Annotated in this window: 15 protein-coding genes; 10 read left to right on the forward strand and 5 right to left on the reverse strand. The window is 59.1% G+C overall.

The window, feature by feature from the left end; all coding sequences use genetic code 11:
• Positions 1–55 precede the first annotated feature (55 nt).
• The 4 genes from polA to Mhypo_RS05795 all read left to right on the forward strand — a co-directional run bounded on the left by polA (position 56) and on the right by Mhypo_RS05795 (position 5,832).
• Positions 56–2,584: a DNA polymerase I gene (gene polA / locus Mhypo_RS05780; RefSeq protein WP_119340358.1), complete on the forward strand. Its 2,529-nt coding sequence runs from the start codon at positions 56–58 to the stop codon at positions 2,582–2,584.
• A 162-nt stretch (positions 2,585–2,746) separates the two neighbouring features.
• Positions 2,747–3,598: an enoyl-CoA hydratase/isomerase family protein gene (locus Mhypo_RS05785; protein WP_119340359.1), complete on the forward strand. Its 852-nt coding sequence runs from the start codon at positions 2,747–2,749 to the stop codon at positions 3,596–3,598.
• Positions 3,599–3,746: 148 nt separating this feature from the next.
• Positions 3,747–4,616: a phosphohydrolase gene (locus Mhypo_RS05790; RefSeq protein WP_371862143.1), complete on the forward strand. Its 870-nt coding sequence runs from the start codon at positions 3,747–3,749 to the stop codon at positions 4,614–4,616.
• A 46-nt stretch (positions 4,617–4,662) separates the two neighbouring features.
• Positions 4,663–5,832 (forward strand): LCP family protein, encoded by a 1,170-nt coding sequence (locus Mhypo_RS05795; RefSeq protein WP_119340361.1) that lies wholly within the window; start codon positions 4,663–4,665, stop codon positions 5,830–5,832.
• A gap of 359 nt (positions 5,833–6,191) precedes the next feature.
• Here Mhypo_RS05795 and Mhypo_RS05800 read toward each other — a convergent pair whose 3' ends face one another.
• Both Mhypo_RS05800 and Mhypo_RS05805 read right to left on the reverse strand, forming a co-directional pair.
• Positions 6,192–6,482 (reverse strand): hypothetical protein, encoded by a 291-nt coding sequence (locus Mhypo_RS05800; protein WP_119340362.1) that lies wholly within the window; start codon positions 6,480–6,482, stop codon positions 6,192–6,194.
• Positions 6,483–6,678: 196 nt separating this feature from the next.
• Entirely contained in the window at positions 6,679–6,924 is a 246-nt protein-coding gene (locus Mhypo_RS05805) for a hypothetical protein (RefSeq protein WP_240637133.1), read from the reverse strand.
• 317 nt (positions 6,925–7,241) lie between these two features.
• Between Mhypo_RS05805 and Mhypo_RS05810 the strand changes: the two genes are divergently transcribed.
• Positions 7,242–7,682 (forward strand): Fur family transcriptional regulator, encoded by a 441-nt coding sequence (locus tag Mhypo_RS05810; RefSeq protein WP_119340364.1) that lies wholly within the window; start codon positions 7,242–7,244, stop codon positions 7,680–7,682.
• A 537-nt stretch (positions 7,683–8,219) separates the two neighbouring features.
• Here the strand turns inward: Mhypo_RS05810 and Mhypo_RS05815 are convergent.
• Positions 8,220–9,704 carry a leucyl aminopeptidase gene (locus Mhypo_RS05815; protein WP_119340365.1) on the reverse strand — a complete coding sequence of 495 codons (1,485 nt, stop codon included), beginning with the start codon at positions 9,702–9,704 and terminating at the stop codon, positions 8,220–8,222.
• 577 nt (positions 9,705–10,281) lie between these two features.
• On the opposite strand from Mhypo_RS05815, the gene Mhypo_RS05820 reads away from it, so the two are divergent.
• The 4 genes from Mhypo_RS05820 (at position 10,282) to murJ (ending at position 16,855) form a co-directional block, all read left to right on the forward strand.
• Complete coding sequence (locus Mhypo_RS05820) at positions 10,282–11,220, forward strand: DUF1385 domain-containing protein (protein WP_119340366.1); 939 nt, start codon at positions 10,282–10,284, stop codon at positions 11,218–11,220.
• Between the two features lie 114 nt (positions 11,221–11,334).
• Positions 11,335–12,489 (forward strand): metallophosphoesterase family protein, encoded by a 1,155-nt coding sequence (locus Mhypo_RS05825; RefSeq protein ID WP_119340367.1) that lies wholly within the window; start codon positions 11,335–11,337, stop codon positions 12,487–12,489.
• Positions 12,490–12,520: 31 nt separating this feature from the next.
• Entirely contained in the window at positions 12,521–15,238 is a 2,718-nt protein-coding gene (locus Mhypo_RS05830) for an AAA family ATPase (protein WP_119340368.1), read from the forward strand.
• A 114-nt stretch (positions 15,239–15,352) separates the two neighbouring features.
• On the forward strand, positions 15,353–16,855 hold the full coding sequence (gene murJ, locus Mhypo_RS05835) for a murein biosynthesis integral membrane protein MurJ (protein WP_119340369.1): 1,503 nt from the start codon (positions 15,353–15,355) through the stop codon (positions 16,853–16,855).
• Between the two features lie 74 nt (positions 16,856–16,929).
• On the opposite strand, the gene hspR is transcribed toward murJ, so the two are convergent.
• On the reverse strand, positions 16,930–17,649 hold the full coding sequence (gene hspR / locus Mhypo_RS05840; protein ID WP_119340370.1) for a heat shock protein transcriptional repressor HspR, fused homodimer type: 720 nt from the start codon (positions 17,647–17,649) through the stop codon (positions 16,930–16,932).
• A 175-nt stretch (positions 17,650–17,824) separates the two neighbouring features.
• Positions 17,825–19,558 carry an NAD-dependent malic enzyme gene (locus Mhypo_RS05845; protein ID WP_119340371.1) on the reverse strand — a complete coding sequence of 578 codons (1,734 nt, stop codon included), beginning with the start codon at positions 19,556–19,558 and terminating at the stop codon, positions 17,825–17,827.
• 249 nt (positions 19,559–19,807) lie between these two features.
• Between Mhypo_RS05845 and Mhypo_RS05850 the strand changes: the two genes are divergently transcribed.
• Entirely contained in the window at positions 19,808–20,797 is a 990-nt protein-coding gene (locus Mhypo_RS05850) for a malate dehydrogenase (RefSeq protein ID WP_119340372.1), read from the forward strand.
• Positions 20,798–21,118: the final 321 nt, after the last annotated feature.

Consider the following 21,118-nt stretch of genomic DNA (forward strand, 5'->3'; position numbering starts at 1 on the left):
TTTGCAGCTTTCGAGGAGCTTTCTGCTATCAACCGAATGAGGGTAGAATATTTGGGTGGAGCAACCAACCTTGTTTTCTAGCGAACCGTCCTCGGCCGAGTTACCCAGGCCGGATCGGATCTGGCTGGTCGATGGTCATCACCTGGCCTACCGCAGCTATTTTGCTTTTGAAAAACTCAGTACCTCGAGGGGCGAGCCCACCCAGGCGGTATTTGGCTTTTTGCGCACCTTGCTCAAACTGCTGAAAGAAGACGGCGACTGTGTGATCGTGGTCTTCGACCCGCCCACCAGAACCTTCCGCCACGACGCCTTCGAGGAGTATAAAGCCGGGCGAGCCCCCACCCCGGACGACTTCCACCCGCAACTGGAAAAAATCAAGGAACTTGTCGATCTGCTGGGGCTCAGGCGGCTGGAGGTGCCCGGCTACGAGGCCGACGATGTAATTGGAACACTGGCCAAAAAAGGTGAGCAGGAGGGCTATCCGGTACGCATTCTGACCGGCGACCGCGACAGCTTTCAGCTAGTCTCGGAGAGGGTGCAGGTCATGCTGCCGGACGGACGACTGATGAACCCTCAGGCGGTGCAGGAAAAGTATGGGGTATCGGTAGCGCAATGGGTAGATTACCGCTCGCTGGTGGGGGATTCCTCCGACAACCTGCCGGGGGCTAAAGGTATTGGCGAGAAAACGGCGGCCAAGCTGTTGCAGGAATGGGGGTCGCTGGAGGGGCTATATGCCAACCTGGAAGCCCTCGCCCCCAAGGTGCGGGCCAGCCTCGAGGAAAACCGCGATAACGTCCGGCTTTCCCACAGCCTCTCACAGATTCACACCGATGTGCCCCTCGAGCTCGATTTCCGCGACTGTCACCGCCGCGAACCGGATCGCCCGGCCTTGCGCGAAGCACTGGAGCGGCTCGAGTTTGGCTCCATTTTGCGCGACTTGAACCTACTGGCAGCCCCACCCCCCAGCGAGGAAGCGGCCTGGCCCCCGCCACCCGACGCCTTTTTGGGCTACACCCTCGACCGGGCCCAGCCCATGTGGGCCACCTGGGTAGGGTTCGCCGCTTTTGCACAGGGCAAGGTTTACCGGAGCCAACCCAGCCTGCAAGAGCTTCGGCGCTTCCCCGAAATTCGTAGCATCGCAGCCAAGGACTTATCGGTGCTGGCCCTCAAGGAAGGGGTCTGGGTGCCACCTGGCGACGACCCCCTGCTGCTGGCTTATCTCTACGACCCCTCCAACACTGACCCCGCCAGCACCGTGCGGCGCTATGGCGCGGGCGACTGGAACAACGAGCCCGTCGAGCGGGCCCAGGCCGCCCATGAGCTGTGGGAAACCTTGCAGCGCCGTATGGGCGAGAACCCCCAGATGGAGTGGCTCTACCGCGAGGTCGAAAAACCCCTCTCGGCGGTGCTGGCCCGGGTAGAAGCCAGGGGCATCTCGCTCGACACCGACTATCTGGGGCAGCTTTCGGAGGAACTCGGTAAAGAAATCTCCTACCTGGAAGCCGAGATTCACCGCCTGGCCGGGCATCCTTTTAACGTGAACTCGAGGGATCAGCTCGAGGTTGTGCTGTACGATGAGCTAAAGCTTAACGCCTCGGGCCGCAAAACCCAGACCGGCAAACGCTCTACGGCGGCCAGCGCGCTGGAAGAACTTCTGGGTCAGCACCAGATTATAGACCGCATCCTCACCTACCGCGAACTCACCAAACTCAAAAGCACCTACCTCGACCCCCTGCCCAAGCTGATCCACCCCAAAACAGGCCGCCTGCACACCCGCTTCAACCAGACCGGCACCGCTACCGGGCGGCTCTCCTCTACTGACCCCAACCTGCAAAACATCCCGGTTCGCACCGAGATAGGCCGCCGCATTCGCAAAGCCTTCCGGGCCGCACCCGGTATGAAGCTCATCGCTGCGGATTACTCTCAAATCGAGCTGCGGGTGCTGGCCCATATGTCCGGCGACGAGAACCTGATCCGGGTCTTCCGCGAAGGCAAGGATATCCACACCCAGACCGCAGCCTGGATGTTCGGTCTTGATTTGGACAAGGTTGGGGCGGAGCAGCGCCGGGCCGCCAAAACCATTAACTTCGGCGTGCTCTACGGCATGTCGGCGCACCGCCTATCGAACGAGCTTTCCATTCCCTACGCCGAGGCCGAGAACTTCATCGAGCGTTATTTTGCTTCTTACCCCAAGGTGCGAGCCTGGATTGAGCAAGTACTGGCCGAGGCCCGGCACAAAGGTTACGTCGAGACCCTCTTTGGCCGCAGGCGCTTCGTGGCCGACCTGGACTCGCGCATTCGCAGCGTGCGGGAGGCTGCCGAACGCATGGCCTTCAACATGCCGGTACAGGGTACAGCAGCCGATTTGATCAAACTGGCCATGGTCAAGCTGCAGCCCGAGCTAAAGCGCCTGGATGCCCACCTGGTGCTACAGGTGCACGACGAGCTTCTGGTCGAGGCCGAAGAAAGCCGGGTGCCGGAGGTATCGGAAGCGGTTCGGGCGGTCATGCAAGGGGCCTGGCAACTGGAGGTGCCCCTCGAGGTCGGCATAGGCGTAGGGGATAACTGGCTCGAGGCCAAGTAACAAGCCTTCAAGGGCAAATAGACCTTCACCAGTCTTGGCAAGTCCTCGCCGTCCAGATAACCTGACGTAGCCTTCGACCTCTACCAAAGGTCATCAACGTCGCCTTTTCGTCAGCAAGTTATGCTGGATTGCAGTAGGGTTTTACCGCCCTTCGCTTCTGTTATGCTTGGCCCAGGACAACAGGCCCTTGGGCCTACCAGGAGGTTTAGTGTGTCAGAAACCTTTGAACTCGAGATGCCCGAATTTGAGTACCTGACCTACCGCGTGGAAGAAAACCTGGGCATCGTCACCATCAACCGTCCCCAGGCCCTCAACGCCCTCAACCAGGATGTCCTGATTGAGTTGGCCGCCGTGACCGAGGTCATCACCCAGGACCCCGAGGTCAAGGTGGCCATCTTCACCGGGGAAGGCAAGGCTTTTGTGGCCGGGGCCGACATTGGGCAGATTGCCGACCTGCAGGACGTGTTCGCCGCCCGGGAGTTCGCCATTATGGGCCAGTCGGTCTTCAACGAGATCGCGGCCCTGCCGGTGCCCAGCATCGCCGCCATCAACGGCTTTGCCCTGGGAGGGGGCCTCGAGTTAGCCCTGGCTTGCGACCTGCGGGTAGCCAGCCATAAAGCCAGGCTGGGGCTTCCCGAGGTGGGCCTGGGCATCATCCCCGGCTTTGGTGGTACTCAGCGTCTGCCGCGCCTCGTGGGCCGGGGAAGGGCCTTCGATCTTATCTTTACCGGACGTCACGTCAGCGCCGAAGAGGCCCTGAGCCTGGGTCTGGTCAACCGGGTAGGCGAGGACGCCTTGCAAACCGCCAAAGAGCTGGCCGCGGCCATCCTGAAAAACGGCCCGGTGGCCCTGGCTTTGGCCAAGGAAGCCGTCGGACGGGGTGAAAACCTGGACTTGCAGGAGGCGCTGGAGATCGAGGCCGACCTGTTCGGCCTGGCCTGCGCTACCAAAGACATGCGCGAGGGTACCCGGGCCTTCCTGGAAAAGCGCCCCGCACATTTCAAGGGCGAGTAATGCCGCAATCCTGCATGGCAGAAAAGCGTAAGCTTAGCAAGATTGAGCCATTTGCAGTTGGCCCTTGACCCTTCCTCATGTGTCTTTTATCACGGCCCCTCACCTTTCTAGCCCCTAACATTAGGGTATGAGCGATGGCAGTACGGTCATGAACGAGCGCACCGTTCAGGTCACCCAGCCCAAGGCCAAGCTATACGTCGAGGCCGACCTGGCCATACGGGAGGGTTTGCAGCGGTATCCCAAGGCGCTTGCGGCCTACGATATGCTTACCTCCGATGCCGAAGCTCGGGGCCACTGGGACATGGCCAACTACATCACCGTACGTAAGCTGGGTTACAACGACCACGGACGGGTGCACGCGCTCTTGACGGGGGCCGCCAGCGTCACCATCCTGCAACTCCTCACCGACCACGGGGTCAAACCCGATGTGATGGAAAGCGGGGTCGGCGACCTCGATGACACCTTCCTGACCGTGCTGCTCTCCACCATGCTGCACGACATTGGCAACCAGGTACACCGCGCACGCCACGAGTCCTTCAGTGTAACGCTGGCCATTCCCATCCTGGACAGAATTTTAGAAAAGCTCTACCGCGACCCCGAACAGCGCATCGAGCTCAGGGCCTTCATGCTCCACTCCATCTACTGCCACGATTTGGAGCCCGAACCCCTCACCATCGAAGCAGGCATTACCGCAGTGGCCGACGGCACCGACATCACCAAAGGCCGGGGGCGCAAGGCCTTTGCCCTGGGTTCGGTGGACATCCACTCCATCAGCGCCCTGGCAGTGGACGAGGTACAGATTTTGAAGGGCGAACAGGTTCCGGTAGAGATCCGGGTGGTTATGAACAACTCTGCAGGCATTTTCCAGGTCGAAGAGGTTTTGACCAAAAAGGTACTGCGCAGCCCCATCCGCGACTACGTGACGGTGATTGCCAGCACCCACGACACCGAACACGACCAGCGCATCATCCGCCGGGTACGCCTGCACGAGTCGGAACCCCGCTTCACCCTGGACTGAAGCAGTCGAGCTTTTCTCACCCTCAGTAGGCTAGACTGGCAAGGATATGCGGCGTATCGTTCCCTTGTTGGTTTTGCTTTTTCTAGCCGGAGCGGCCTGGTGGGCCTATCCTCTATTGCAACCACTTTTGCGCTTTGGCGCAATACCGCGCAATCTGGAGCAGCCTCTCACGGTGTTGGTGCTGGGGGTGGCCCCCGAGTACAAGTACTACCACCAACGGGCCCCGGAAGACTTTCGCGGCCTCTCCGACGTAAATCTGTTGGTGCGCTTTGACCCCAAAGCCAAACGCGTCGCGGTGCTCTCCATTCCCAGAGACGTCTACGTGCGTATTCCCGGCTATGGCTGGTACATCATCAACCACGCCAATAAATTCGGCGGCCCCGAGCTGGCTAAGCAGGTCGTCACCGACCTCACAGGCGTTGAGATTGACGCTTATGTAGCCGTAAGCGTAGAGGCTATCCGCAATGGCGTGGATGCGCTGGGCGGTATTACGGTTTGTGTGGAAAAGCCCATGCAGTACCGGGATACCGCCGCCAAACTGGACATCAACCTGGAGCCGGGCTGCCAGCACCTGAATGGTGTCCAGGCCGAAGGGTATCTGCGTTTTCGCCACGATGCCCTGGGCGATATTGGTCGCATACAGCGGCAACAGGCTTTCTTTAACGCCCTCAAGCAACAGTTGCTGACGCCAGCCGGCTTGTTGCGCATTCCCCAGGCCATTGCCAGTGTGGAAAAGAACATCCGTACCGACCTCACCCGCGAACAGATGGCCAGTCTGATGGGTTTCGCGGCTCAGCAGCCCCAGCTGGTTTCCCTGTTGACTCCCGGCCAGTTCGGCCAGGGCTGGGAGGTCAACCGGGCCGAACTGGGCAAGCTGGTACAGCGCTACTTTGGCGACACGCCCACAACCTCTCAGGCCACCCTCGAGGACTTACGAGGACAGCAGGCCGTAGTACTCTACACGGCCCCTCAAGAGGCCGCCGCCATCGAGATGCGCCGCAAGCTTCGCGAACTTGGGCTGCGGGTGCTGTTACGCGAAGTGGAGAGTGCCCCCCCACAGAGCGAGGTGCTCTCCAATGGTGCTTCGGAGCTGGCCCAGGTGCTGGGAGAAGCCATCGGGATGCCCTCGAGGGTCTCGGGGGAGGCCGTTTTGTATGCCGATCTGACTGTACGTATTGGTGCCGACTTCACCAGCCCCAATGGTCAAAATCAGTAGGAAAGGGCCAATCCAGCAGGCAAAAAAATAACTGCCCCGGGAGGCACAGGGCAGTTACCAGCGTGACAAAGGCGTCAGGCAAGATGTCTCGAGCGCAAACGGCCCACCTGGTTACGCATGGCGACATAGCCGCTAAACTCGATTGGAGCGGGTAGCAGCCAGTTACGAACCGAGGTACGAATGCTACTCATCGGGTGGGGCCGAACCCGGAAGGGCCGGGCGCTACCAAATTCAGTTATCAATGCATGCTCTCTGCTCATGCCCGTAGAGTAAACCCTGCGTCGTTACAAGCGCGTTACATTTGCACCAAAAAACATTAAGAAACCTTAATGTTTTGATGACCGGGTCTATGGCTCCGGTCAGGCTTGCATGGGTTTGGGGGATTGTTCTTGACCAGGTTCTTCCCAGGCAACTTCGATCAAATCGATTAGTTCTTCAATGGGAACGCTGTAGCGGCGGGCTATTCGGGCCAGCTCATGTCCCAGTCGTTTGAGCTGACCCACATACTGCTCCGACATCTCGCTGGACTCGGCCTCGAGATCTTCTACAATGCCAATCAGCCAGCCCACCAGCTCGCTGGCATCCTCATCGGAGAGCCCATCGGTGAGTGCCTCGTCCTCGAGAAACTGTTCGGTCAGCCGTTCAAGCATATGCGGCCTTCATACTAAGCCGAACTAAAAAGAAATTGAAATTTGCTCAGCGAGCCCGTTCAAGGTTCTGTCTTACGGCGGATTGCTTTATCGCTTGGCGTTTGGCCTCGACTGAGCAGTACGACCTGGTTTGACTGCTTGTTATCAAGGCACAACAGTTCAAGAAATCATTGGACATGTACACGGGTAGACTTTCTCAGTTAGAAGAGTTGGGGGCTGGGGCCGCTTTGGGCTGCGCACGCAAGTAGAGAAGCTCATCTTTGTGGACATAGCCCATCTGTCGCACGAGCCCTTCACGGTAGCGGGCATCGGCAGCTAGCTGAAGCTCGTCGTTTAGTTTTTGGTTGCGCTGCTCGAGCTCCTCCAAGCGAATTTGGGCGGCTGCAATGTCGTGCCGGGTTTGAAAGTGGCGCTGTATTTCTAGACTAAGCAAAACCAACAAATGCAGCGCTCCAAGGGCAAAAACCAAATGTAAGAAGCGATGAATGGGCCTCTCCACAATATAATCAGTATATCACCTTTCACCGTTGCGTGCTGGTGTTATTTGTCATGTGACGGCTGGCTAAATTCCCAGTACCCAACCCGTAATTACCCCCTTTGAGGCAAGGTTGGACAGCCGGCCGCAGACCATCGCCATACTCCCGGATTGAATTCATTACAAAACCGGTCTTCCGGCTCTGAATTATGCGATAGTAATCGCAATAGTGATTTTTTTCTGAAAATGTTTTATAGTAATGAAAGTTGTACAGGGGGTCAATAATGTCAAAGACCAAGGAGCGGGAAAGCTACAGGTCGCGGTTAAAAGCGGTGGGACTGCGCCATACCTTGCCCAGGGAACGGATACTGGCCTACCTCGACCGCAAAAGCACCCACCCTACGCCAGAAGAGCTATACCACGGACTGAAAAAGAAAGGCTACAACATCGGGCTCTCAACGGTCTACCTGAACCTCCAGGTGCTGCGCGACGCGGGTCTTTTGTGGGAGTTCAAGGATCAGAAGGGCAATACCCGCTACGACGGCTTCAACGAGCGGCATCATCATCTTTTCTGCCTCCAGTGCGGCAAGATAGAAGATGTGCTGGTCAATGACCTACCTGAGTTCGATCCCGAGCCCATCAAGAAAGTAATAGAAGCCAAAAATGGCTGGTTTGTGGAAGAAGCCCGCCTCGAGCTACGCGGGGTCTGCCCGGAATGCCAGTAGTGCGCAGATAAACCCGGCGCTATAGTTTCCTTTGAAGCCTCTTTTCCTATCAAGCTCGCATCGGGTCAAGTACAAAACACAGAGCAAAACCTGTCCCAAACCGGTATTGAGGTTTGAACGATCAGGTTTATTGCACACTGCGCAGGCATTGAACCCCCAACTGTGACTGATACCTGTAAAGCCAGCTTTCTGACCCGGATTGGTCGCCCAAGCTCCTGGAGACAAGCTCTGGTTGGTGATACCAGAACCAAGGGGTAGAGCATTATACCGGATTCAAAAAGACAGTTTACAAAACCAAAAACACTAGAGGCTGTCTTTTTGAATCCTAGAGCACACCCCTCCCTTGAGTACCGGCGCTAGCCGGGGGCCGATGGCCCTTCACTGTCGGTCGGCGAAGAAAGCGTCTCCTTTCCAAGGGGCGGTATCGCCCTCCGCTACGCGGATAACTTCCAAGGGGCGGTATCGCCCTCCGCTACGCGGATAACTTCGGTCGGGTTAGTTCGCCACCAAAGGGTGACGAACTAACCGAATCTGGTATTACACCCCCAGCAATTCAACCAGGGTGCGAACCCCAAAGCCTGTACCCCCCGCCGGGCCCAGTGGGTGGCTTTTTTCGCTGTAGGCTGGGCCGGCAATATCCAGGTGCACCAGGGGCTTTTCGGTAAACTCGCCCAGGAACAATGCGGCATTGATGGCCCCGGCGTAGCGGCTGCGCCCGTGGGTGTTTTTCAGGTCGGCGGTATTGGACTTGAGGGCCTCGAGGTACTCCTCTTCCATGGGCAGCGGCCAGACTTTTTCACCCGCTCGCTCGGCGGCCTCTTGCACCTCGCGGCCCCAGCGTGCATCGTTGGAAAACAAGCCCGCCACCTTTTCGCCCAGGGCAATCACGCAAGCACCGGTCAGGGTAGATAGTTCGACGATGGCCTCTGCCCCTTGTCGATCGGCATGGGTGATGGCGTCGGCCAGGGTCAGGCGGCCTTCGGCATCGGTGTTGAGAATTTCGATGGTTTTGCCCGAAAGGCTGGTGAGCACATCGGAGACCCGGTAGGCCGCACCCGAGATCATATTCTCTGCGGCGGCCACATAAGCTCTCACTTCTACCGACGGTTGTAGCCTGGCAATGGCCCGCATTGCTCCTAGTACTGCCGCTGCCCCGGCCATATCGCACTTCATGGTGATCTGGCTCTCGGAGGGCTTGAGGGAGTAGCCGCCGGTGTCAAAGGTCAGTCCTTTACCCACCAGGGCAATCGTGCGCTCTGCTGGGTTTTGCGGCTTATAGGTCAGCTGGATAAACCGGGGTGGATTGGCCGAACCCTGGGCCACCCCGTAAAAAGCCCCCATTCCGGCCTGCTGGATCTGGCGCTCATCCCAAATCTCCACCTCGAGCCCCAGCTCCTGGGCCATTTGGCTGGCACGACTGGCCAGTTCTGCCGGGGTCAGGATGTTGGGGGGCTCGTTAACCAGGTCGCGGGCATAATTAACCGCCTCGGCCACAACTTCCGCCCGGTCCACAGCCGGCCCCGAAGAGCGGGCCAGCCATAGGCGTAGTTTTTCACTCCGCTTACTGCTAGGGCTGCTGGTCTTGTATTTGTTCCAGGCATAGCCGCCCAGCAAAGCCCCTTCGGCCAGGGCATAGCTGGCTTCCTTTTTGCCTAATTTCTCCGAGAGAAAGGTTTCGGTAACGGCTTCCTTGAAGCCCAGTCGGGCAATTTCCTGCACCAGCTTAGCACCGGCCTTGCGGACGGTTTCCAGGCTGACCCCGCGTTTTTTGCCCAGACCAAACAGCAGGGCAAAGCCAGGGCCTTTCTCTTCGGTGCGCCTTGTGCCCAGTGGAACCAGCAAAGTCTCGCCAAAGTCCCCCTTGAAATGGAGTTCGTCCATCAACTTGGTGAGGGCTTTGCGAAATTTGCTATCCAGCCTTTGCCCTTCCTCGCTCAGCTCACCCCCCCATACCCCCACCACTGCCAGCGATACAGGAATCTCGTCTACGAAGCGCCGTGCAGACTTTAGTGAAAGTTCCATAATGTGCGAACTATAACATATCACGGGGGCAAACTGACCAGCAGGTCAGTACTGGGTAGGGCAACTGCAAAGTTGCCTTATGCAACCTCTCGCTTGATGGGAGAGGGGAGTGCGCCTTGTGGTTTTCTGACTTTACGGTTGCCCTGAGAGCTGGATCGCGTGGTCAAAGCAGACACGATTAAGCTGCTTTTATACCGGATTCAAAAAGACAGTTCACAAAACCAAAACACCAGAGGCTGTCTTTTTGAATCCTAGAGCACACCCCTCTCTTGAGTACCGGCGCTAGCCGGGGGCCGATGGCCCTTCACTGTCGGTCGGCGAAGAAAGCGTCTCCCTTCCAAGGGGCGGTATCGCCCTCCGCTACGCGGATAACTTCCAAGGGGCGGTATCGCCCTCCGCTACGCGGATAACTTCGGTCGGGTTAGTTCGTCACCAAACGGTGACGAACTAACCGAATCTGGTATTACAACGGGTTTGAGCGGTATTCACAGACCATCGGCGATTTCTATGGGGTTTGAAGGATCCTTCTCATGCCGCTCTGTCGTGTGGTCACACCAATAGGCTAAGATGAACCGTGATGAAGGTACGGGTCAAAGGTATACATCTTTTTCGCAAACTGGGGTTTTTTCTGAGTCAGGCAGCCTTAGGGGGTAGTGCGGCCCTCGAGGGGGTCATGATGAAAGCTGCCGATGCCTGGGCCCTGGCGGTACGGCTGCCCAACGGCCAGATTCATGTGGAGCGACACGAGGAGGAGGCCCTGACCAAAAAATACCCCTGGGCCCGCCTGCCCCTGATTCGGGGCGTGGTGGCTTTGTGGGATGCCATGAGCATCTCTTACAAGTCGCTCTCGCGCAGCGGCGAGCTTGCGGGCGAGGAAGACGAAAAAATTTCTGGGGCGGCCATGTACGGCACTCTGGCCGTCTCGCTGGTGATTGGCCTGGCGCTCTTTGTCTGGCTGCCGGCCCGGCTGGCGGGTTTGCTGGTGGACGAGGAGCGGTTTCGCTTTTTGTTTTATGTGGTGGCTGGGCTTTTCGAGACCGCCATCCTGATTGGCTACCTGGTTTTTATTGGCCGCATGAAAGACATGCAGCGGTTCTTCATGTACCACGGGGCCGAGCACAAGGCCATCGCTGCCCACGAGAAGGGCCTCGAGCTCACCGTGGAAAATGTGCGGGCCCAGCCCGCCTACCACCCCCGCTGTGGCACCAGTTTTATCGCCTTTACGGCGGTGGTGGGGGTCTTCGTCTATAGCTTCTTCCCTCCCCTCACGGTGGCCTGGTACTGGATTATCCCGCGTTTGCTGATGATTCCGGTGGTGGCGGCAGTCTCGTTTGAGGTGTTGCGCTACTCGGCGGCCCACCAGGACCCCATCTCCCGGCTGTTCCGCTGGATTGGCTTCAAGTTCCAGATGCTCACCGTGCGCGAACCCACCGACGACATGATCGAGGTGGCCATCGAGAGCACCAAGGCTGCCCTGACCGAAAAACCTACGGAAAAGCCGATGGTTGTGGCCTGATTGTTTGTTAGAACGAAGCTCAACCCGGGCTTGCGCTAGCCTGCTTGCCAGGGGTGGGGTGTTGTAACGTTCAAATTAATGTTCAAAGCCGGCTTGTAAAAGTACAATCAGCCCATGCGTATTCTGCACACAGCAGACTGGCACCTGGGTAAGGTGCTTAAGGGACGGGAGCGAACCCCCGAAATTCAACAGGCCCTTCAGGGCTTGCTGGGGTTGGTGCGCTCGGAGCGCATAGACCTGGTACTGGTAGCGGGCGATCTTTTCGACCGTAGCGTGGTGTCCACCGAGGCCGAGGCAGCGGCCTTCGAGTTTTTTATGGGGTTGCGGGAGCTCAAGGTGCCGGCGCTGGTCATCGCCGGTAACCACGACAGCCGCGAACGCCTCGAGGCCCTATCGCCCCTGCTCTCGCTCACCGGAGCTACCGTGTTTGGCAACATGCGCTTTGTCGAGGAGGGGGGGGTGGCCAGGAGCAACGGGGCCAAGGTAGCCCTGCTCCCCTTCCTCTCCGAGCGCCGGCTGGTTAAAGCGCACCACCTTTTGAATGGCGATACCGCGCAGTGGAAAGGCATCTATTCTGAGGGTATGCGCCAGATTATTGCCCACCTCGCGCAAGGCTGTGATGCAGATATCAACCTGTTCATGGCCCACCTGACCGTAGAAGGCGCCAGGCTGGGCGGGGGTGAGTTCACTTTCTATACCACCAACAGCTACGCCCTTCCGGCGGCGCATTTTCCCTTGAACCTGAGCTATGTTGCGCTGGGGCATTTGCACCGCCAGCAACAAGTGAGCGAGGCCCCCGAGACCTGGTATGCCGGGTCGCTCATCCAGCTCGATTTTGGCGAGAGCGAGGACAGCCCCCGCGGCGCCCTGATTGTGGAGGTTGAGCCAGGGCTACGCCCCAGGGTACATGAGGTGAAAGAACACTGGGGCAAGCCGCTCAAAACCTTCCGGGTCAGCCGGGAATCACTCGATCGGCGCTGGAACGAAATTCGGGACTTCCCGGGTTACAGCAAAGTGGTGATTGAAGGCAAGGGCAACCCAGCCCTGCGCGAACGCATGTTCAAAGAGCTACCGGATTTGCTCGAGGTCGAGTTCCACACCGCCGATGTGCAGGAGGCCGGCCCAGCCGTGGTAGCGGTGGAAAACCTGGACTGGGTGGAGGCTTATGCCCAGTACCGTCGGGAGGCCACCGCTAGCGAGGCCAGCCCCGAGTTGCTGGACGCTTTCAGGCAAATCTACGAAGAGGTACACGCCGCCAGCAAACAGTAGCCTGCCCCAGACCTTTCTTCCCCAACTTTTTATGAAACCGCTCAAACTACGCATTGAAGGCTTTGGCGCCTACGCCGAACCACAGGAAATCAGCTTCGATGATGTGGAGCTTTTTGCCATCACCGGCCAGACCGGCGCAGGCAAGAGCACCCTGCTTGATGCCATAACCTATGCCCTCTACAAGGCCACCCCGCGCATCAGCTCGAAGGACTTGAAGGATTTGAAACACCCCCTGGCCGATTCGGCCAAAGTGGAGCTGACCTTCGCCCTGGGCGACCGCACCTGGCGGGTCGTGCGGGTGGTGGGCAAGGAGAACCAGAGCCGCCTGGAATACCTGCAATCCACCGATTGGAAGACCCACCCCGCCTCAGAAAAGGTCAAGGAGCTCGACGCCAAGCTGGCCGAGATTCTAGGCATGGACTACGAGACCTTTACCCGGGCTATCCTGCTGCCGCAGGGCCAGTTCGACCTGTTTCTGCGGGGCGCGCCCAAAGAACGCCGCGAAACCCTGATCAAGCTCTACGGTCTGGAATCGCTCAAGGCCATGCGGGAGCGGGTAACCGCCCGGCTCAAAACCCTGGGCGAGGAACGAGCCCGCCTGCAAGGCGAACTCGATGCGCTGGCGGAGGCCGAGGAAGAGCGGGTTTCGGCGCTACGAGAGGAGATTAAGGGGCTCGAGCTGAGCGAGCGCGACCTGGGTAGCCAGCTTCAGAGCGCCGAACAAACCCTGCATACCCTGGAAGAACGCCAGAAGCAGTTTGCCGAACTCGAGGCCCTGCGCCGCCGACGCGCCGCCTGGCAAAGCGACCAGGCGCGCATGGCCGAAATTGCCGCCAAGGTTGCCCAGGCCGAAAAGGCCGAGCGCATCTGGCCGCAGTTGGAAGCCCTCCAGGCCGCCCAGAACGAACTTCAACAAAAGGAGAACGCCCTAAAGCGCGACCAGTCGGCCTTGGAGGCGCTCGGGGCCGAGCTCGAGCGCTTTCGTGCCCAGTACCGCCCCGAACAGTTAGCGGCGCTCGAGCAAAAGCAGCATCAGATTCCCCTGCTCAAGTCCAAGGAAGCCAGCCTGAAGCGCTATGGCGGCAGCTTACGTCTCTACCACGAACGCCCACTCCCCTTTGAGGAAGAACGCCTGGACGCCCTGCGCGATGCCGAGCGCTTATTTGGTGAGCTAAACAAAGCCCACACCAAAGCAGCGCGGGCCCAAGAGCGCCTGCAAAATGCTACCCAAGAGCTGCAAAAGGAACAGGCTTCCATCGAAGCGCTGCAGGCGGAAATCCAGACCCTCAAAGAAACCGGCCAGAAGGACAAAGCCAGGCTTGAGGAAGCCAAACAGACCCTCGAGCGTGAAAAACTGCACCAGGGGATTGCTCAGTACCATGCCCATCTCCAGGTGGGTGAACCCTGCCCGCTTTGCGGGCACCCGGTAAAGACCCTACCCCCTCCCAAAGCGCAAGCCAACCTACAGGCTCTTCAAGCCCAGGTCGACCAGCTTGAGGCCACGCTTACCGATTTGCGGGCCGAGTTCAAGGCCAAACAAAAGCGCCTCGAGGATCTGCAGCAACGCCTACCCAAACTACAAGAACAGCTCCAAACGCTGCAAAACGAATCCCAAGAAGCCGCCACCGAACTCGCCGACCTGCAGGCCCAGGTGGCCGGTCTGGGTACGCCCGAACAGGTCAAAGAGGAGCGCACGCAGCGCTTGGCAGGGCTGGCCGAAGAAATTCGTGCCATCACGGACAACCGCGAGGTTGCGGTCTATGTGGAGGCGCTTCGGCAAGCCCTCGAGTCCGCTCGCGCCCTGGCCCAGAAGGTGGCCGAAATGGAAAACCGGCAAAGCGAACTGAAGAGTAAGGTCTCGAGCCAAGCCGAAATTGTGCGGGTTCTACAAGCCAACCTGGACAGACAGCAACGGGACGTGCAGGTTCTGCTCAAAGAGGCAGGGTTCGCGGGGCCGGAGGCGGTGCAAAAGGCCCGTCTGAGCCCTGCGGAGGTGGAGGCGCTGCAAAAAAAGCTCAAGGATCACGAGCACGAAGGGGTTGAAATTGATAGGGCGTTGCGCGTACTCGAGCAAGCCCTGAGTGGTCAGGAGCCGGTTACGCCTGCCCAGGTATCGGAACAAAAAAACCGCGTAGCCAGCCTCAAAACCTCGCTGGCCGAGACCAGAGAACGGCTGGGCGGCAAGAAGTCCGACCTGGACCGGCTGCAAAAACAACTTGACCGAAAACGCCAGGCCCAGAAGGAAAAAGCTAAGCTGGACAAACAAACCGATCTCTGGGAACAACTGGCCCAGGATCTCAAGGGCGACCGCTTCCAGGACTTCTTGCTCGAGCGCTACCAGTCCGGCCTGCTGGGCCGGGCCTCCGAACTCATCCAGACCCTCTCGCAAAACCGTTACAGCCTGCGCCTCGAGGAGGGCGAATACAAGGTGCTCGACCGCTGGACAGACTCCCTTCGCCCCGTGCGAACCCTTTCGGGCGGCGAAAGCTTCATGGCCAGCCTCTCGCTGGCCCTTTCCCTCTCGGAGCACCTTTCGCGTGGCCGCATTGGGGCGCTTTTCCTGGATGAAGGCTTCGGCACCTTGGACGCCGAAACGCTGGAACAGGTCGCCGGGATACTGGAAGCCCTGCCCACCCAGGGCCGCCTGGTCGGCATCGTGACCCATGTAGAGGCCCTGGCCGAACGCCTGCCCGCCCGCTTGCAGGTCGAGAAGTCGCCTGCAGGCAGCAAGGTGCGCTGGGTGGATTAACCCCTGAAGGGTCGCGCGGAGTGGGGTCCATGTTTCGGGGTATCCTTTTTCTGGCCTGCCTTGGACCGTGCAGAACCCCGCAAGCGTTCGACTTAGCCGAACCCCGCCCTTCTTATGTCTCGCATCGTTCGCAACACTCTCCTGGTCATGGCCGGTACCCTGTCCAGTCGCCTTCTGGGCCAGGTACGCCAGACCATCCTGACCAACCTGCCCCTGTCCGACACCCTCAAGGACGCCTTCTGGGTGGCGTACCGCATTCCCAACTTGCTGCGCGAGCTGCTGGCCGAAGGGGCCATCCAGAACGCCCTGATTCCGGTACTCACCAGCCTGCCAGCTGAAGAGGCGCGGGTGTTTGCCCGGCGGTTCGGGGCCTTTTTGCTGGGCATTAATTTGGTCATTCTGGGCCTGGGTCTACTCTTTGCCCCCCAAATTGCGGGTGTCCTGCTTTGGCTGGCCGAGCTTTCCCTGGCCCAGGCCAGCCCCTTGCGCGACCCGGTTGTTTTCGAGCAGCTGGTGCTCCTGATAAGGCTGGTGATGCCTTTTTTGCTTTCCATCTCGATGGCTTCGCTTTTTTCTTCGATGCTCCAGTCGGGTGAGCGCTTTGGTATTACCAGCTTTAGCCCCATTGCCTTCAATGTGGGCTCTATCGTGCTTATGCTGCTTTTTCCCGGCAGCGTGGTCGCGCTGGGCCTCTCGGTCACGCTGGGGGGCGCGCTGCAAGCCCTGGTGCAGCTTCCCGCCCTAAGGGGGTATGGGCTCGAGTTCAAATGGCATCCGGCCTTCCGCTTAGCCCTCACCCGCATCGGGCCTTTTGCCTTCACCACCTCCGTACGGCAGTTTCTGAACCTGGTCTTGCTTGGCATTCTGGCCGCCTACCCCTCGGCGGCGGTCACGGGCTTCCAGAACGGCGAACTCATCTTTACCACTGCGCTGGGCTTGCTGGCCGTCTCGCCCGCCATGGCCGCCTTTCCCCGGCTCTCTGCACTGGCGGGCGGCGGCGACCTAACGGCAGCCCGCGAGTTGCTCCGTCGCATGATGGCCCGGCTGGCGGTACCCCTGGCCTTCGCAGCCGCCATGATGGTCGCGCTGGCCCCCTGGGTGGTGGGGACGCTTTATGCCATCACCACAAACTTCTCCGACGCCAACCGGGCCTTTACCACCCAGACCGTAATGGCACTGGGCCTGGCCTTGCTGCCCTGGGGCTTGAATCAACTGCTGCTTCGCGGCTTTTACGCGGTGGGGCAGGTGGGCCAGGCGGTCAGCGTGACGGTAATGGTGGCGCTGCTGAACACCTTTGGCTACTGGCTGTTGCGCGAACAGGGGCTGTTTGTGCTGAACCTGGCCACGGCAGTTGCTGGCTGGCTGGGCCTGGCGATTTACACCCGGCGCTTGCAGGCTTTTCAAATGGTAACCCCTGCCGAGGTAGGGCGGGTGGTGGGAAAAACCGTACTGGCTGCCACCCCCGCAGGCTGGGTATCCTACATAGTAGCGATGCAGTTTGGAATTCCGACCTTTTTTTTGCATAACCTCCTACCGCTGGCCCTGGGGGGTTTGGCGGGTTTGGTCGTATTTATTGGGCTGGCCTATGCGCTCCGGCTTCCGCTGAAGCTACGGTGAGCCCAAAGTTGCCATGACGCGATATGCCAAAAAGACATGGCCCATGCTTTCGGCCTTCGGCTTTGGGTTTTGGGCTAGCTTGCCGTGGTTTTCGTTTTCTTTTGTTCGCTATTTTGTGGCTTCAGCTCACGCAACAGGGCCAGGCGCAGGCGGGCAATTTCCGACTCGAGGCGGTTTTGCTGGATATCCAGCTCGTCACGCAGGCGAATGATCTCCTCTACCCCGGCCAGGTTAACGCCCAATTCTTGCGTAAGGCGGCGAATTTCCTTTAGTTTTTCCACATCCCGCTCAGAGTAGAGGCGGGTCTTGCCGGAGGTACGGCTGGGCGCAACCAGACCCTCCCGCTCATACAGGCGCAGGGTCTGGGGGTGCATGCCCACAAGCTCGGCGGCCACCGAAATGATATAGACCGGCCGCTCCTTCTCGTTGATTTTTTTCTTGCCCTCGCCGGGGGCAGGCAGGGCTGGGGGGGTCTTTAAGGCTTCGAGCTTCTCGCCGAGTTCTACCTTGAGGCGCTCGGCTTCCTCCCGAAAGCGCTGCTCGAGCGTCCATAGCTCTTCGCGCAGTTTCATGATCTCTTCCACCCCCGCCAGGTTGACCCCGAGTTCCTGGGTCAGTCGGCGGATTTCCCGGAGTTTCTCGACATCCCGTTCGGAGTACAAACGGGTCTTGCCCCCCGAACGCTTGGGCTGAATGAGGCCTTTACGCTCGTACAGCCGCAGGGTCTGGGGGTGCATATCCACCAGTTCGGCAGCAACCGAAATGATGTACACCGGGCGGTCTTTTTTGTCCATATATATAAGGGGCTAAGAGCCCTTGACATGTACAGTATACGAAAATCTACAAGGTTTAGCGCATAGGCCAACCGGCCAGCTCCAGATAGCTTGCTGACCGAAGCTGGGGGCGGTCGCTTTGTGTGAAGCCGGAAACAGCCTTAGGTGATAGACGTTTGCGGCTAAAAGGTTTGCGCTATGGGTTGCTCACCGCGGGTTTGTAAGGCAAGTACCGGGGCTGCCAGAAGCGCTCGGCCACATAGGCTTGAATGGCCTCCATACCCAGCCCCTTCAGGCGTTCTTCACGGGCCAGGCCCTCCTTCATAGCCTGGCGAATCACCCTCGAGGCCACAAACTGGCTCACCTCACGCAGTTCCGAGGTGGGGGGATAGATGCGCTCAGGGTGATGCTTGCTGGTGTAGTCGTAAAGGGTGTAGGCGGCTTCTAGCACCATAGCATCGGAGACTTCCCGGGCCTTGGAAAGCACCGTACCAAAACCCAACCCCGGAAATACAAAGGCATTGTTGCCCTGCCCAATGGGATAGACCTGTCCATCCAGTTCCACCGGTTCAAAGGGGCTCCCGGCTGCCACCAGGGCCTTGCCGTTCGTCCAGCGAAGGATGTCTTCCGGAATGGCCTCCGACGAGCTGGTGGGGTTGGACAACGGGAAGATGATGGGGCGGTCGGTGTGCGCCCGCACCGCCTGCACGATAGGCTCGGAAAACGAACCCGGCTGACCCGAAAGACCCAGAAGAACGGTGATTTGGGCATTGAGTATGGTCTCGTACAGGTTGGGTGCATCGCCCTCGACCCGCCAGTTCTGAATGAGGGCGGGGTCTTTGGCGAACTTTTGTTTGTAGGCTTCCATACTGCGGTTGCTCAGCAGCAAACCTTTGGAGTCCAGGACAAATATGCGGTCCAGGGCTTGTGCCTCGCTCAAGCCTTCGCGCATCAGACCGTCGAGCATGGCCTGGGCCACACCCACCCCTCCTGCTCCCGCCCCATACACCAGAATGCGCTGGTCGGAAAGTTGTTCGCCCTTGATGCGGCAAGCCGACAAGACCCCGGCCAGGGTAACCGCCCCGGTGCCCTGGATGTCGTCGTTGAAGGAGGGAAGCACCTTGCGGTAGCGCTCGAGTACAGCAAAAGCCGTATCCTTGCCAAAGTCTTCCCACTGCATGACCGCATTGGGGTAACGCCTACAGAAGGCTTCCACAAAGCGATCCATAAAGGCATAGTACTCTTCGCCCGAAAGCCTGCGGTGGCGCACCCCCAGGTACAGGGGGTCGTTGATTAGGTCGGCGCGGTTAGTGCCTACATCGAGTTCGATGGGAAGGGCCTTGTCGGGGCCCAGCCCACCGGCGGCCGTATAGATGGCCAGCTTGCCGATAGAGATGGCCATACCCCCAAAGCCCTGGTCGCCGATGCCCAAAATGGCCGAGGAATCGGTCGCTACAGCCAGGCGCACATCGTTGAGGGGCACGTTGGCGAGGGCCTGGTCAATATCGTGGATGTTGTCGGTGGAAGCAGCAAAACCGCGGGGGTACCGATAGATGTGGGAAAACTGCTTGACCGCCTCTCCGACCGTGGGGGTGTAGAGAATGGGAAGCATCTCACTCATGTGGTCGGCAAAAAGGGCAAAAAACAGCACCTCATTGCGATCTTGTAGGTTGCGCAGGAAGATGTGCTTTTCCAGATCGTTTTCAATCAGGCGATAGCGGCGGTAGTTACGCTCTTTTTGCTCCTCGAGGCTGGTCACATGCGGCGGCAACAGCCCCTCGAGTTTGAGGGCTTTGCGCTCCTCGTGGGTAAAAGCAGTTCCTTTGTTCAGAAGGGGCAGCCCCAACAGCAGTGAACCTTCAATGAAAGGCTCCAGGTAACGCTTGCCCCGCTCGTCGCGCTTTACGTCGTAATAGCGGCTTACTGTCATAGGGGCAATGTTACGCCCAGAGGGTATTTTAGGTCTAGAGCAAATGCTCGCAAGCGGTCTTGCACCATGCGGCTTCCTGCTCATACACCCAGACGGCGAGCCTTTTAGAAATTGCCGCCCCTCGATGGAACTACCCACAGCGCATTGGTGTAACTACCCCCGACCTTTGTCCTTCGACATTCGGCTTTCAGCGCGTTATTATCGTGAACGGTAGAAATGGGCAGAAGCCCAACGAAAGGAGTTTCTAGGATGAAATCCCCTGTGCGTGTGGCGGTGACCGGTGCTGCCGGTCAGATTGGCTATAGTTTGCTGTTCCGTATTGCTTCCGGTGAAATGCTGGGCAAAGACCAGCCGGTTATCTTGCAACTTCTAGAAATTACCCCAGCCCTCAAAGCCCTCAATGGGGTGATTATGGAGTTGGAAGATTGCGCCTTCCCCACCCTGGCTGGGGTCGTACCCACCGACGACCCCAACGTGGCCTTTGGGGATGCCGACTATGCCCTGCTGGTCGGGGCCATGCCGCGCAAGCAGGGTATGGAGCGGGCCGACTTGCTCCAGGCCAATGGGGCCATCTTCACCGCCCAGGGCCGCGCCCTCTCCGACAACGCCCGCAAGCATGTCAAGGTGCTGGTAGTAGGCAACCCCGCCAACACCAACGCCCTGATTACCTACAAAAACGCTCCCAACCTCTCCCCCCGCCAGATTCACGCCATGACCCGCCTCGACCACAACCGGGCCATCTCCCAACTGGCGGCCCGACTCAAGGTGCCGGTCAGCGAAATCAAAAAAATGACCATCTGGGGCAACCACTCGGTCACGCAGTACCCCGACCTGTACCACTGCGAAGTAGGGGGCAAAAGCGCCTATGAGCTGGTGGGCGATCACGACTGGTACGCCAATGTCTACATTCCCAAGGTAGCCAAGCGTGGGGCGGAGATTATCGAAGCCCGTGGCGCTTCCTCGGCGGCGTCGGCAGCCAGTGCGGCCATTGATCACATGCGCGACTGGGCCCTGGGTACCCCGCAAGGCGACTGGGTGAGCATGGCCATCCCCTCCGACGGCTCGTATGGTATCCCCGAGGGGCTGGTGTACAGCTACCCCTGCGTCTGCAGGAACGGTGACTTTGAGATTGTTCAAGGGCTGGACATCAACGAATTTAGCCGCAGCAAGATGGACGCCACCGCCAGGGAACTGGCCGAAGAGCGGGATGCGGTGTTACAGCTCGGGCTGATTAAATAGGGCTTTAGAGCGCTCTTCACATAGAATGAGCCTCCCGAGAATCAAGAATCTTCTGCCCCAGACAAAACAGTTGCCGCCCGGAAACTCGAAACCCAAGCGTGGGCCGGGCCCGGCCCACGCTTGGGTGCGTAACATGCGTCTGGGCGCAGACGCATTCTCGTTTTCGCGGGCGGCAACATCTGTGAAGGGCGCGATAATACCGGATTCAAAAAGACAGTTTACAAAACCAAAAACACCAGAGGCTGTCTTTTTGAATCCTAGAGCACACCCCTCCCTTGAGTACCGGCGCTAGCCGGGGGCCGATGGCCCTTCACTGTCGGT

It is taken from the genome of Meiothermus hypogaeus, assembly GCF_003574035.1.
Taxonomy (GTDB): domain Bacteria; phylum Deinococcota; class Deinococci; order Deinococcales; family Thermaceae; genus Meiothermus; species Meiothermus hypogaeus.